This is a genomic window from Mesorhizobium amorphae CCNWGS0123 (genome assembly GCF_001686985.1).
Taxonomy (GTDB): Bacteria; Pseudomonadota; Alphaproteobacteria; order Rhizobiales; family Rhizobiaceae; genus Mesorhizobium; species Mesorhizobium amorphae.
The window spans coordinates 4,802,960-4,816,522 of the sequence record NZ_CP015318.1; the positions used below are offsets into that span (position 1 = coordinate 4,802,960).

Genomic DNA, 13,563 nt, shown 5'->3' on the forward strand with positions numbered 1-13,563 from the left:
CTGGCGCTTCCGATCAGACCGCGATCGGCGCCTTGATCGACGCGTCGGCGAAGTAGTTCTCCAGCCGGAAGTCTTCGAAGCGGAAGGCGAAGAGGTCCTTGATCTCCGGATTGATCCACATCGTCGGCAGCGCCTTGGGCGTGCGCTGCAACTGTTCGCGCGCCTGCTCGAAATGGTTCGAATAGAGATGCGCGTCACCGAGCGTATGGACGAAATCGCCGGGTTTCAGCCCCGTCACCTGCGCCACCATCAGGGTCAGCAGCGCATAGGAGGCGATGTTGAAGGGAACGCCGAGGAAGATGTCGGCCGAACGCTGGTAGAGCTGGCAGGACAGCCTGCCCTCCGAAACGTAGAACTGGAAGAGGCAGTGGCAGGGCGGCAGCGCCATCGCCTCCACCTCGGCCGGGTTCCACGCCGAAACAATCAGCCTGCGCGAATTGGGATTCTTGCGTATCTCCTTCAGAAGGCCAGCAATCTGGTCGATCTCGCCGCCATGCCCGTCCGGCCAGGAGCGCCACTGCTTGCCGTAGACCGGGCCGAGATCGCCATTCTCGTCCGCCCATTCGTCCCAGATGGAGACGCCATTATCGTTGAGGTATTTGATGTTGGTATCGCCGGCCAGGAACCACAGAAGCTCATGGATGATCGACTTCAGATGCAGCTTCTTGGTGGTGGTGACCGGAAAGCCGCGCGACAGGTCGAAGCGCATCTGGTAGCCGAACACCCCGCGCGTACCTGTACCGGTGCGGTCGCCACGATCGACGCCGTTCTCCAGCACATGCTTCAACAGGTCGAGATACTGGCGCATCGGCTTGGCCTCGATTCGGGATTGCCGTGATCATATCCGAATCCGTCAACAGAAGCAGGCGCGAAAATCGCGCCCGCATCTACGTTTGCAGCGAAATCGTCAGAGAGCGCCGAGCTTGCCCAGGTCTTTCGCGACCAGATAGTAGAAGGTCACCCGGCTCTTGGTGTTGTCGGCGGCCATCGCCTTGCAGACCTTCTCGACCGAAGCGCTAGCCTTGCCGTCGTCGCTGACGCCGAGCTTCTTGGCAACCCAGTTCGCCTTGACGCGATCGAGTTCCTTGGGGTCGGTGCAGGACACCAGCGAAGAATCCTTGTTCCGGAGCGCGATACCCAGGTGCTTTACGATCTTGTCGACCGCATCGGCGCTGGCACCGGCGTCGTACTTCTTCACGTCTGCGAGATAGTCGGCCATGAAAAATTCCCCTCGTCGGCGCCACGGATCCGGTCGATGAGGGTTGTGGCGCGCTGACGCAACTTGTGCGCTAGGTAGCAACTCCTCACCGTTGCAAAGCTTCGGTTGAGCGCGCGAGCAAGTCAACCCTCGGCGGTTCATTTTGACATGAGGAGAAAGTCCGATGCGGCCTTTCATTTTCCACGATCGGCCCCTATATTCGTTTTGTCGGCTTGACCGACTATGGCGATAAATGGGCGATGAAATAAGCCGTTCGGACCCGGGGGCGGTACCCGGCGCCTCCACCAAAAACCGCTCTTTCAAAGGAGCGGCTTTTGCTGGGGGCGAAATAGGATCGACGAAGGTGTAAAGATCGTACTTTTGCCCGGCATTGTACCACCGTCATCGGGCTAAACTTATAGTTGCCAACGACAACTATGCGGAAGCTCGTCTCGCTGCTTAATGCAGTGCGAACGCTTCAAATCAAGCCCTAGAGGTTCGCACTTCTAGGCGGGGTTCGGAGGTACCTGGCAACAGAAACCTCCACTTCTCCCTTTCAATGCATGCATTAGCCAAAGCCTGACACGGGTCGGCGTTGCTCGCTTGCCGCTGGGTGAGACACGGTCGCGGCAGGCGCAAAAAAGGCCGGCAAAGACCCGGCCTCTTCGCTTCCATGGATGTCAGTTATTCCGCCGGCGCTTCCACAGCTTCGCGCGAACGGCCGAGCGTCACCTTGGCCAGGCTGAACGAAATCACCGCGCATAGCGTGATGCCTGCCACCATCGGCAGCGGCGTGCCGTCGAAGAACAGGCCGGCGACGCCCATGGCAAGCGCGCCGATGGCGAAGTGCAGCGTGCCCATCAGCGCCGAGGCCGTGCCGGCGATCTCGCCGTGCTCTTCCATCGCCAGCACCGACGTCGTCGGGATGACCAGGCCGAGGAAGCCGTAGCCGACGAACAGCAGCGCCGCCATCACGTCGAGCCGGTCGACACCCGTCGCCATGATGGCGAACAGCACCACCATTGTGGTTGCATAGCCGGTCACCGCGACACGCACGACGCGCCTAAGACCGAACCGCTCGGCCAGCATTCCGGTCAACTGCGACATGCCGATGAAGGCGACCGCGTTGATCGAGAAGAACACGCTGTAGACCGAAGGCGACAGCCCGTAATGGTCGATCAGGATGAAGGACGAGCTCGACAGATAGACGAAGAAGCTCGCAATGCCGAAGCCGGCGATCGCCACCAGGCCAAGGAAATTGCGGTCGCCCATCAGGAACCTGTAGCCGGACAGCGCCGTACCGAATGAGGAGCCGGCGCGTTCCTCCACCGGACGCGTCTCCTTGAGCGAGGTTGCGAGCAGGATCGTGGCGAGCGCTGCCGCACCGGTCACCGTCCAGAACACGGCGCGCCAGCCGAACGTCTCGATGATCTGGCTGCCGGTCAGCGGCGCCAGGATCGGCGACACCGAAAACACCAGCATAAGCAGGGACATCAGCTTGGCGGCTTCATTACCGGTGTGCAGGTCACGCACGATGGCGCGCGGCACGGCCATGCCGGCGCTGGCACCGAGCCCTTGCAGGAAGCGGAAGGCGATCAGCCACTCGATCGAAGGCGCCAGTGCCGAGCCGACGCCGCCAACCATGAACAGTGCCAGACCACCATAGAGCGGCAGCTTGCGCCCGACCATGTCGGAGATCGGCCCGACCAGAATCTGACCAAAACCCATCGACAGGAAGAAGATCAGCAGGCTCATCTGCACGGCCGAGGTACCGGCGTGCAGATCCTCGCCGATCGAAGGCAGCGCAGGAAGATACATGTCGATGGCGAACGGGCCGATGGCGGACAACAGGCCAAGCACGACCGCGATGCGGAGGAATTTGGGACTCATGATAAAGGCTTCTTTCTGGTTGCCGCCGGGAACCCGGCGTCTAACCCCAGGACGTTCCATCCCGTGACATTTCGACACCTCAGAGCGAATTCATTCGTCTCTAGAGCGAACTTGTTCGTCTCTCCGACGCGAAATGTCCTTATGTTATGTCCACAAAATTAGACAGTCTTGTCTAATTCGTCAATCACCGCTATATAGATTTTTATGAAGATCGGCGTTTCTCCTGACACTTTCCCGCCACGTAGCCACGAGGCGAAACGCAATTCGGTTGTCGAGGCTGCTGCCTCGGTCTTTTGCCGCGAGGGCTTTGCCGGCGCCAATATCGACCTGATCGCGGCCGAGGCCGGCGTGTCGCGCCAGACCGTCTACAACCACCATCGCGACAAGGAGAAACTCTTCGTCGCTGTCGTCCGTGACCTCACCGAGCGTTGCAATGCCGGCATATTCGCCACCATCGCCACCTTCCCCGACCAGCCCGTCAACCTCGAAGCCGATCTGATCGGCTTCGCGATGCGCATGAACCGCAACTGCATCTGCAACCGCGACGGCAGGTTCCTGCGCAAGCTGATCCAGACCGAGGGCGAGCGCTATCCCGAACTCTTTGCCGAATGGCGCGAACAGGGGCCGGGCCGAACCTGGTCGGCGCTTGCCGCCCGCTTCGCCCGTCTTGCCTATGCCGGTCACCTCGCGATCGAGGATCCCGACGTGGCGGCACGCCAGTTTCTCGCGCTGATCAACGCCGAGTTGCAGACATCCTTCATGCTCGGCGCAATACCTGAGGACGAAGAGGTGCTTCAGTCCGCCACCAATGGCGTACGCACCTTCCTCAGCGCCTTCGGCAGACAAAAGAGCGCGAGTCACACGGCCAGAAAAAGCGCTCTGGTCAGCGCCTGAGCCGTCAAATCGTCGCCAATAGCCTTCGCTTCGAGGCGCCTGCGATCTATATCCGGTTTACGCCGCGCTCAAGCTTGATTACAGCTAGGCGCACGATTCAACGGAACCCGACCGCCACATGGCCGACGACCACATCCGCTACGACATTCTGGCCCAGGAGGCGTTGCGCGGCGTCATGCGCAAGGTCCTGGCCGAAGTCGCGCGCACCGGCCTTCCCGGCAACCATCATTTCTTCATCACCTTCCTCACCGGCGCGCCGGGCGTGCGCGTGTCTTCGCGGCTGCGCGAGCGCTATCCCGAGCAGATGACCATCGTCATCCAGTTCCAGTACTGGGACCTGAAAGTGACCGACACCGGCTTCGAGGTCGGTCTGTCCTTCTCCGACGTGCCGGAAAAACTCGAGATCCCCTTCTCCGCCGTGCGCGGCTTTTACGATCCCTCCGTCAATTTCGAACTCGAATTCGACGTCAAGACGGATGGCGCGGCAGAGGACGAGCCGGCGGCACCGGCTCCCGAACCGCTCGCCGTTGTCGAGAAGAAGCCCGAGTCGAAGAAGAAGGCTGCAGCCGAGGCCGAGAAGAAGCCTGCCGCGGCCGATGCCGCCGGCAAGGGCGCCGACGTCGTATCCCTCGACGCCTTCCGCAAGAAGTGATCCGAAAGGCGGCGCGACATGGGCGACGTCGTCAATCTCCGCCAGGCCCGCAAGCAAAAGGCGCGGAGCGAGAAAGAACGGCTGGCCGAACAGAACCGGGTGCTGCACGGCCGGTCCAAGGCCGATCGGGACCGTGACCGGCTGACGTCCGACAAGGCCGAGAAATTCATCGCCGGCCATCGCCGCGAGAAGTCCGGCGACCCGGACGCCTAGCGCAAATGAGCCCGGTCGAAAAACGCTCGGTGACGATCCGCGGCCATCGCACCAGCTATTCGCTCGAAAAGCCTTTTTACGATGATCTCGTCGCCATCGCGGCGGCGCGCAAGCTGACGCTGGCTGCGCTGGTCGCCGAAATCGACGAAACCCGCCCCCGCGACGCCAACCTCTCCTCCGCGCTCAGGCTGCATGTGCTGGACTGGGCGAAGCATGGGATGAGCGGTTCGGCTTAGAGCGGTTCAACGAATGATCAAACCTGGAAATTGCTAGCCGCCGTCCAGCGACTTCAGCAGATTGTCGATCGTGAACGGATTGGCCTTGGGCTTCTGTGGCTCTGGGGCAGAACCGTCATTGACGCCGGGCAGTGAGCGGTCGACCTTTGACGCCTGCTCGGCGGCCTTGCGCTTGGCCTCGAGCCTGGCCTTTTCTTCCGACGCGATCCGCGTCGCCTCGTCCGCCTTCCGACGTTCCTGCTCAGCGGCCTGTGCCTTGGCCGCATCGTCGGCCGCCTGTTGCTCCGCCTTGGCCTTCGCTTCAGCATCGGCCTTGGCTTTCGCGTCCGCCTCGGCTTGGGCTTCGGCATCGGCCTTGGCTTTGGCATCCGCTTCGGCTTGCGCCTTGGCGTCAGCCTCCGCCTTGGCTTTTGCCTCGGCTTCGGCCTGGGCTTTTGCCTCGGCATCGGCTTTTGCCTTGGCCTCGGCCTGCAGCCGCGCCTCTTCCTCTTGCCGCCGCAATTCCTCGGCCGCCCTGTCGCGTTCGGTCTGCAGGGCGGCGTAGTAGCGCACCTCGCGCCGCAGCCGCTGCTTCTCCAGCAGCGCCGCCTGCATCGCTTCGACCCGCTGCTGCTCCTTCTCCAGCGCGCGCTGCGTCAGGAATTGCGCCAGCGGTTCGCTGTCGAACTGGCGCTTGGCAGCGCCGAGCGGGCCCTCGACGCTGAAGTTCACCGCCGGGTCGGAGCCGACCAGCGCCTCGTCGCCGGACCGATAGGTGATCGACCCTCTTGCGTCGACGGTGCTCGCGTTCAGGTCCGCAGAGATGTCGGCGGACAGCGTTGCCGCCGGGTTTTCGAGACTGATCGGCGGCGCCCGCAGAATGCCGCCGGCAAGCGTGAAGGCAATGTCGGTGTCACCCGCGGCGAAACTGCCGTCGGCGGCGATCTCAGGCGCGAAGCCGGCGGTCTTGGCCGCATCGATATCGCGCCCGATCGTATCGGCCTTGGCGATGAAGGCGCCGAAGGCATCCGGATTGACGCCGGCGATGGCGAGGCCCTTCAGCGCCGCCGTGCCCGAGCCGGACAGCTCCGCCACCATGGCATCGACCGATTTGCCGCTGGTCGACAGCGTCGTCGAGACATCGCCGCTGCCGCTCAAGCCGGCCCCCGGCAGCACGGCCGAGAGATCCCCGCCGGCAAGTTTCATCTGGCCGGAGAAAAGCCCGGTGCCGTCATTGTTCTTCAGTTCGAACAGGCCGGTCAGCGCGCCGCCGAAGAGCTTGGCCTTGAGGTCGGAAACGCGCATGCCCTCCTGGTCGAGCTTCAGCGACAGCGCTGCGTCATAGGCGGTGGCGAACCGGCCGGCGGCAAGTGCCGCGGTGGTAAGGTCGAGATCGGCGGTGAACGGCAGGTTGGGCTTCTGGCTGAACGGCGTCGTCGGCCAGGGACCTTTGCCGGCAAGGAAGGACTGGTCGCCGAACAGCGCCACCGCCATCGGGTCGAGGTCGAGTTCGTCGAGCGCCAGCGCCCCGGCCAGATGCGGCACACCGTCCTTCACCTCGACATTGACGTCGCCGGAAACCGCCGCTTCGTTGAGGGCGCCGCTGAACTCGTCCAGCACCAGCAGACCACTGCCATAGTCGGCCTGTGACGTGAGCGATGCCGACATGCCGGTGCCCATGCCGGGCAATCCGACGCCGGTCGTCATCAGCCACGGCTCGATGTCGGCGGCGTCGAGGCTGATCTTGCCCTTTGCGGTCGCCCCTTGCGGCGTCTCGGCAACCGTTCCCTCGAACGCCGCCCGGAAATCGTCGCCCGTAAGGGTGAAGCTCGTCGCAAGGCCACCGCCAAACGTGCCTTTCGCCGAGATTTCGGTGGTTGCCTGGCCAAGCATGCCAAGCGGCAGCGCCGGCAAACCATAAAGCGCGAGCAGTGCCGTGGCGTCGGCATTCCTGGCATTGAAGGTCAGCATCACCGGCGCATCGAGAAGCCTGTCGGCCGCCCCCTTGCCGGAAAGCGACGCCGAAAAGGCCGAGCCGCCGGCCTTGCCCTGTGCGCTCACTGCCAGCCCCGTCGTGCCGTCGCCATTGTCGGCGGCACTCGTCACCAGATCGATGCGGGCGTCCTGGAACAGCTCAGGATAGGCGGCTGCACGGGCCGCCAGGCCCTTCAGCACCTCGTTGCCAGGATAGTGCTGCGTGGCGACATCGACCAGCGGCTTCAGATCGACGGCGACCACCGAGGCGTCGAGCTTGCCGGTCGGGCTTGCCGGGAAATCCTTGATCCGGCCGGTGGCGCTGATCGAGGCGCCGGCCAGTCCGCCTACCGACAGTCTATCGATTTCAAGCAGGCCTTGGCGCAGCCTCAGCGCCGTGTCGACCGTGTCGGCGGTCAGGCCGCCGGCGCTGACCGGCCCGGCCTTGATCTGGAAATCGAGATCGCGGTCTGAAAAGCGGTTGGCGCCCTTGTCGCTGACGAAGATCGAGGCGAAGGCCGTCAGCCCGTCGACGTCCAGCTCGCCGCCCTGCAGCCGCATCAGCACCGACGGTCTGGCGTCGTCGGGCTGGCTGGAATCGATACGCCCGGAAAACTTCGCCTTGCCGAGGATCAGTTCGAGATCGCTGAATGCCTGGCGCTTCTCGCTGAGATCGACCTTGGCCTTGAAGCCGGCGGCGGGCAGCCGGCGGATCGCCTCGTCGACATCTTTCGACAGCCAGGCGGCGAAACCGGACGGCTGCGCCACGGCGAGCAGCAGCGAGCCGGTGAAGCCAAAGTGGTCCTGTACGCTGAGCATGCCGTTGGCTTCCAGCGTGGCGCGGCCGGGCAGCGTCGCGGCCAGCGACTTGACTGACCAGCCGCCATCGGTCGGCTCGGCCGACAGGTGCACGTCGCGCACCGTGGTGTCGCCAGCCACTACCGCCGGCAGCTTGACCTCCACGGTGCCTGGTATGGTTGGCTTCGGCATTTGCAGCAGCGCGCGCTCCAGCGCGTCGACCCGCTGCGACAGTGTCAGCCCGGCGCCCGCCGCACCCACGGCCTCGTCGAACTGCACCTGCGCGCCATTGGCTTCGATCGCGAAGCGCGGATCGATCCCGAGATCGACCGAAGCCTTGCCGTCGGCCGTATAGGGATTGTCGAGCGGCCCGGTCTCGAAGCGGAACTCATCGAAGGAAAGTCTGTGGTGATCAAGCGAGAATTTGCCGTTGAGCCGGAAGCCCGGATCCGGCTTGCCGGTCGAGGCCTTCACCGGCTCGCCATCGGTGCCGCGCAGCTCGGCCGAATTCTTGTCGGCGTCATTCTTGCCGGAGCCATTCTTGTCGGAGCCGTTTTTGTCGACGGCCGAGATCTTGAACTGACCCGAATACACCGCCGCACCCTTGACGATGCCGGCATTGCCATCGGCCTCGATGACCAGCGGATAGCCGTCCGGATCGGCCTTGAGCCGAAGCCGCATCTGCCCATTGCCCTCCGCCTTGCCGGTCGACGCGATGACCTCCGTGCGCAGGCCGTCGAAGCGCAGCGAGCCGTCCATCCGCCAAGGCCCGGCGAGCGACTTGGCCGAGATGGTCGAGTTGATCTCGGAAATCAGATGATCGCGCCCGCCGGCGGCATGGCGCAACGCGACCTCTCCCTCGGTCACCGTCAGCTTTTCGATTGAAATCTGGTTGATGTCGAAGGGCGAGGTCGGCCGCATCGCCCAGTCGACCGTGCCGTCGGCGGCGATATCGATCGTCGCCTTCGGCCGCACCAGCCGCATGTCGAAGATCAGCACCTCGCCGCTCAGGAACGGCGCCAGCTCCGCATCCATCGAAAATGTCTCGACGGTCATCGCCGGTTGGCCGCCGGGGCCGCCGGCAACCGCGACATTGGAAAAGGTCACAGAAGGAAACGGCAGCAGCCTCGCCGTGGCGTCACCTTGTACGGTGACCTTGCGGCCGAGAATGGCGCTCGCCTCGCGCTCGAAATCGGCACGGTAGCCTGTCCAGTCGACGAAATGCGGCACCACCAGCGCCGCGCACAGCACCAGCACGAAAAGGCCACCGAAGATCACGAACAGGCGTGCGAGCATCTGCTCCGATTGGGTTGATTGAAAATCAGCCGCACTCTACCCGCATCCGCGTGTCTATAAAGAGGCAATTCGGCAGCGTGCGACAGTCTCCATCAGCACGGTCAATACTGCCCCTGCGTGAAGGCTGGCAGAAAAACTCTGGGTGATGAATTCCAGTGTCGAGTCGTGGAACGTCAGGATGAAATGCCGATAGCCGGAAAACAGTCCCGGCGTGTGGGACGAATGAACCCGATTTGCCTTTTCCAGGGAGCCGATCTACGACGAGTTGAGAACCTCGAATGCGGAATAGGGCTGCAAGCCCAGCCCATAGAGACGGTGCCCGCTGATGGCTTCATCGTTCGGTGGGCCGAATTGAAGTGCCAGATAGGGATCGGCGGTCAGGATCGCGACGGACTGGTTGCCTGTGGTAGCCGAGACCGAGCGCGGATTCGTGCCATCGAACGACGAATCCGGCACGTTGGCGAGATAGGCAATGAGCAGCCTGCCTTCATCCGCGAAGATGTGAGGCAGCGGAGCACCGGCGGACGACGGCGGCACCTCGATCGGCAGCAGTGTCTCGGCCGTCGACATCTAGTGTTCGGTGCCCGGCAATATCTTGCCCGGGTTCATGATGTTAAGCGGATCGAGCGCCTGCTTGATCGTGCGCATGATGTCGACGCCGTGGCCAAGTTCGTGGCGCAGGAAGCCGATCTTGCCTTGCCCGATGCCGTGCTCGCCGGTGCAGGTGCCTTCCATGGCGATCGCCCGCATGTTGAGCCTGGCGACGAATTTTTCCGCCAGCGCGATCTCTTGCGGGTTGTCGACATCCATCAGCACCAGCACATGGAAATTGCCGTCGCCGGCATGGCCGACAATCGGCGCGACCAGCCCCATCTCGGCGATATCGGCCTCGGTCTCGGTGACGCATTCGGCAAAGCGCGAGATCGGCACGCAGACATCGGTCGACAGCCCCTTGGCACCGGGCCGCAGCGTCAGCGACGACCAGTAGGCATCGTGCCTGGCCTTCCAAAGTTTCGTCCGCTCCTCGGCGACGCTGGTCCACAGGAACGGCCCGCCGCCATTCTCCTCGGCGATCATGCCGAAGGTCTCGGCCTGCTCGGCGACGCCCGCGTCGCTGCCGTGGAATTCGACGAACAGGCACGGGCTCTCCGGATAGTCGAGCTTGGAGTAATTTTTCATCGCCCGCATCTGCAGCGCGTTGACCAGCTCGATGCGCGCCACCGGAATGCCCATCTGGATGGTGGCGATCACCGCATTGCAGGCCACCTCCAGGCTGGGAAATGGGCAGACGCCGCCGGAGATCGCCTGCGGGATGCCCTGCAGCTTCAGCGTCAGCGCCGTGATGATGCCAAGCGTGCCCTCCGAGCCGACCAAGAGCCGCGTCAGGTCGTAGCCCGCCGAGCTCTTCTTCGCCCGCTTGCCGGTCGTCACCGCTTCGCCATCGGCCATGACCGCCGTCAGCGACAGCACGTTCTCGCGCATCGTGCCGTAGCGCACGGCGTTGGTTCCGGACGCGCGTGTCGCCGCCATGCCGCCGAGCGAGGCATTGGCGCCGGGGTCGATCGGGAAGAACAGGCCGGTATCGCGCAGATGCCGGTTAAGGTCCTCGCGTGTCACGCCGGGCTCGACCGTGCAATCGAGGTCCTGCGGGTTGACCGAAAGGATGCGGTTCATCCGCGACGTGTCGATGGAAATGCCGCCGCCCGGCGCGTTGGTGTGTCCCTCGAGCGACGAGCCGACGCCGAAGGCGATCACCGGAACGCGGTGCGTGGCGCAGGCGCGCACGATCTCCTGCACTTCGGCCGTCGTCTCGACAAAGGCGACGCCATCGGGTGCCTGCGTCGGGATATAGGTGGTGGTGTGGGCATGCTGGGCGCGGATCGCCTCGCCGGTCTGGAAGCGCTCGCCGAGCGTCTGCTTGAGGATGCCGAGCACGGCGGCGATGCCCTCCTCGTTGCGCTTGACCGGATTGAGGTCGCTCAGAGCCATGAATTCCTCCGCGAATGGACCAGCGGCCACCCTTGTTGTGCAGCTATGGATGCGTAGTCTCACCTGCCACGCCCTGTCCAGCTATCCAGAAGGAAAACAAGATGCCAAACCCCGCCCCGTTCGTATCTCGGGCCATGGATATCGAGAAGGACTGGATCGACTACAACGGCCATCTCAACATGGCCTATTACAACGTGCTGTTCGACCGCTGCTCGGACGACGCCTTCGAGATGATGGGGATGGGGCCGAACTACGCCAAGGAGCGGCGGCTGACCATCTACACGGCCGAAGTCCACGTCTGCTACGTCCAGGAACTGCACCTGGAGCACAAGGTCGTGGTCTCCTTCCAGCTCATCGACCATGACGACAAGCGGCTCCGCGTCTACCAGGAGATCCGCCATGTCGACGGCTGGCTCGCCGCCACCTCCGAATCGCTGTCGCTGCATGTCGACATGTCCGGGCCGAAGGTGGCGCCTTTCCCGGCCGACGTGCTTGCAAAGGTGGAAGCGATGCGATCAGCCCATGCCGCGCTGCCGATGCCCGAACGCGCCGGCCGCTCGATCGGGATTCGCCGCAAGAGCGCTTGAAGCTGCCTGGCGCCCACGTTAACCTTACCGAGGTTTTAACGTGAACAAGCCAATTGAGTCGTTGAACGACTCAGTGAGGCGTTTGAAAACGTACGCATCGGGTTGCGGTACCGGCGGCGGGCAAGGCGGTTCGAGGAACGTGCATGAAAACCGACATCAAGGTCGAAGTGGACAGGCTGGCGGCCGATCCACGCATCACCGACTATGATTTCTGGCGCTCGCTCAAGAACGTCAACAACGAGATCTTTCATATCGCCAACAACAACGAGCCGATCCCCTTCGACATGATCCGCTGGCGCGCCATCCTGAAGCAGGCGCGCATGAAACGCGGTCATGTTTAGCTGCTGCAGGCGTTCATTTCATTCCCTGAAAATCAAGGTTGGCGCTTGAGCGCTCCCAAAGGCGAACGCGCCACCACCGGCGACGACTGGATGATCGCGGTGTTGGTCATCGCGTAGGGGATTATGCGGTCGATCACGCGTTCGAGCTCGGCCACCGAGCCGACATGGGCGAGCGCAATGAAGCAGTCCTCGCCGGTCACCCGGTCGCATTGCGCGATCTCGGGCAGGTCGTCGATGATGTCGGCAACGACAGCCAATTGTCCCGGTACCGGCCTGATTCGCAGCCAGGCGGACAGCTTCATGCCGAGGGCGGCCGGATTGATCCGGACCGTATAGGTCTCGATGACGCCGTTCTCCTGCAGCCGCTTGATGCGCTCGGCCACGCTCGGCGCCGACAGGCCGACGGCACGCGCCAGCTCCGCCGTGCTGGTGCGCGCATCCTTTTCCAGCAGGCGCAGGATCTTCAGGTCCGCAGCGTCGGGTTCGGGATTTTCGTTTCGAAGGCGTTTCAGGGAAAACTCCTTGCGTCCAGAAAGATAGTGATCAAGAAAGTCGATCATCATCCATATAAATCGAGAAATCCACCTGCGATACTGATCGCATGAAAGTTCGAACGCAAGCCCCGGCCACGCACCCTGCCCTCGCCGGCCCTGCCTTCGGCAGGATGGCGGCCTCCATGCCGCCGCATGTCTGGTTCGGCGTCAGCGCGGTGTTCCACTATCTGGGGCCGGCCTTTGCCGTGCTGCTTTTCCCGCATGTCGGCGTGCTCGGCATGGCGTGGCTGCGCATCGCGACCGCGGCCCTCGTCTTTGCGCCGCTGACCCGGCCGTGGTCGGTCTTCGCCCGCGCCGACCGGTCGGCACGGCTGCTGCTTCTGGCTTTCGGCGCCTGCCTGGCGGTGATGAACTGTTCGTTCTACCTGGCACTGGACCGCTTGCCGATTTCGCTGGTGGCGGCGATCGAATTCGTCGGCACCATCGGCGTAGCACTCGTCGGCCTGCGCAGCCCACGCAATGTCGCCGCGCTTGCCGTGGCCGTCATCGGCACTTTGCTTTTGATCGACGTCAAATGGTCGGATGATCCGGTCGGCCTGTTCTGGGCCTTCCTCAACGGCGCGCTGTTCGTCTGCTACATCGTGCTCGGCCACCGCATCGCCGCTTCGGGCGCCGGCGGCGGCATCGCCGCCCTTGGCGCGGCCATGGCGATCGCCTTCCTGATGGTGCTGCCCATCGGCCTCATCGACGCCCTGCCGGCCTTTTCGTCGCCGCCGCTGCTGCTCGCCGCCATCGGCGTCGGCGTCTGCTCGTCGGTCATCCCCTACATCTGCGACCAGCTCGCAATGTCGCGGCTGCCGCGCGCGAGCTTCGCGCTGATGATGTCGTTGCTGCCGGTCACCGCGACGCTGATCGGCGTCGTCGTGCTTCGCCAGATCCCCAGCCTCACCGACTGCCTCGGCATCACTCTTGTGGTCGCCGGCGTCGCCGTGCACAGACCGGCGCCAAAGTGATCCGCCGCG

General features: G+C 63.7%; 14 protein-coding genes and 1 other RNA gene. 8 read left to right on the forward strand and 7 right to left on the reverse strand.

Annotated features, from left to right (window positions below; genetic code table 11):
- Positions 1-13: 13 nt before the first annotated feature.
- Together A6B35_RS22740 and A6B35_RS22745 are read right to left on the reverse strand one after the other, a co-directional pair.
- Complete coding sequence (locus A6B35_RS22740; protein ID WP_006204919.1) at positions 14-808, reverse strand: thymidylate synthase; 795 nt, start codon at positions 806-808, stop codon at positions 14-16.
- Between the two features lie 99 nt (positions 809-907).
- On the reverse strand, positions 908-1,219 hold the full coding sequence (locus A6B35_RS22745) for a DUF2853 family protein (RefSeq protein ID WP_006204918.1): 312 nt from the start codon (positions 1,217-1,219) through the stop codon (positions 908-910).
- Between the two features lie 167 nt (positions 1,220-1,386).
- On the opposite strand from A6B35_RS22745, the gene ssrA reads away from it, so the two are divergent.
- Positions 1,387-1,746: a transfer-messenger RNA gene (gene ssrA / locus A6B35_RS22750) on the forward strand.
- A gap of 136 nt (positions 1,747-1,882) precedes the next feature.
- On the opposite strand, the gene A6B35_RS22755 is transcribed toward ssrA, so the two are convergent.
- The gene (locus tag A6B35_RS22755) at positions 1,883-3,088 is read right to left on the reverse strand and encodes a multidrug effflux MFS transporter (RefSeq protein ID WP_006204917.1); all 1,206 of its coding nucleotides are present in this window, start codon (positions 3,086-3,088) and stop codon (positions 1,883-1,885) included.
- Between the two features lie 204 nt (positions 3,089-3,292).
- Here A6B35_RS22755 and A6B35_RS22760 point away from each other — a divergent pair, with 204 nt between their 5' ends.
- From A6B35_RS22760 to A6B35_RS22775, 4 genes are all read left to right on the forward strand, one after another.
- Positions 3,293-3,982 carry a TetR/AcrR family transcriptional regulator gene (locus A6B35_RS22760; protein WP_006204916.1) on the forward strand — a complete coding sequence of 230 codons (690 nt, stop codon included), beginning with the start codon at positions 3,293-3,295 and terminating at the stop codon, positions 3,980-3,982.
- A gap of 118 nt (positions 3,983-4,100) precedes the next feature.
- The gene (locus A6B35_RS22765; RefSeq protein WP_006204915.1) at positions 4,101-4,634 is read left to right on the forward strand and encodes an SspB family protein; all 534 of its coding nucleotides are present in this window, start codon (positions 4,101-4,103) and stop codon (positions 4,632-4,634) included.
- Positions 4,635-4,652: 18 nt separating this feature from the next.
- The gene (locus A6B35_RS22770) at positions 4,653-4,847 is read left to right on the forward strand and encodes a DUF4169 family protein (protein ID WP_006204914.1); all 195 of its coding nucleotides are present in this window, start codon (positions 4,653-4,655) and stop codon (positions 4,845-4,847) included.
- A gap of 5 nt (positions 4,848-4,852) precedes the next feature.
- The gene (locus tag A6B35_RS22775; protein WP_006204913.1) at positions 4,853-5,083 is read left to right on the forward strand and encodes a ribbon-helix-helix domain-containing protein; all 231 of its coding nucleotides are present in this window, start codon (positions 4,853-4,855) and stop codon (positions 5,081-5,083) included.
- A gap of 33 nt (positions 5,084-5,116) precedes the next feature.
- Here the strand turns inward: A6B35_RS22775 and A6B35_RS22780 are convergent, their stop codons facing one another.
- The 3 genes from A6B35_RS22780 to A6B35_RS22790 form a co-directional block, all read right to left on the reverse strand.
- Positions 5,117-9,130, reverse strand: coding sequence for an AsmA family protein (locus A6B35_RS22780; protein WP_006204912.1), 4,014 nt, complete (start codon positions 9,128-9,130; stop codon positions 5,117-5,119).
- A 255-nt stretch (positions 9,131-9,385) separates the two neighbouring features.
- On the reverse strand, positions 9,386-9,700 hold the full coding sequence (locus tag A6B35_RS22785) for a hypothetical protein (RefSeq protein ID WP_006204911.1): 315 nt from the start codon (positions 9,698-9,700) through the stop codon (positions 9,386-9,388).
- Positions 9,701-11,119: an FAD-binding oxidoreductase gene (locus A6B35_RS22790; RefSeq protein WP_006204910.1), complete on the reverse strand. Its 1,419-nt coding sequence runs from the start codon at positions 11,117-11,119 to the stop codon at positions 9,701-9,703. It abuts the gene before it with no gap.
- Positions 11,120-11,220: 101 nt separating this feature from the next.
- Here A6B35_RS22790 and A6B35_RS22795 point away from each other — a divergent pair, with 101 nt between their 5' ends.
- Complete coding sequence (locus A6B35_RS22795; RefSeq protein ID WP_040583588.1) at positions 11,221-11,706, forward strand: thioesterase family protein; 486 nt, start codon at positions 11,221-11,223, stop codon at positions 11,704-11,706.
- Positions 11,707-11,849: 143 nt separating this feature from the next.
- Positions 11,850-12,047: a hypothetical protein gene (locus A6B35_RS22800; RefSeq protein WP_006204908.1), complete on the forward strand. Its 198-nt coding sequence runs from the start codon at positions 11,850-11,852 to the stop codon at positions 12,045-12,047.
- Between the two features lie 32 nt (positions 12,048-12,079).
- Here the strand turns inward: A6B35_RS22800 and A6B35_RS22805 are convergent, their stop codons facing one another.
- Positions 12,080-12,610 (reverse strand): Lrp/AsnC family transcriptional regulator, encoded by a 531-nt coding sequence (locus A6B35_RS22805; RefSeq protein ID WP_006204907.1) that lies wholly within the window; start codon positions 12,608-12,610, stop codon positions 12,080-12,082.
- A gap of 38 nt (positions 12,611-12,648) precedes the next feature.
- Here A6B35_RS22805 and A6B35_RS22810 point away from each other — a divergent pair, with 38 nt between their 5' ends.
- Complete coding sequence (locus A6B35_RS22810; RefSeq protein WP_040583586.1) at positions 12,649-13,554, forward strand: EamA family transporter; 906 nt, start codon at positions 12,649-12,651, stop codon at positions 13,552-13,554.
- The last annotated feature ends 9 nt before the right edge of the window (positions 13,555-13,563 follow it).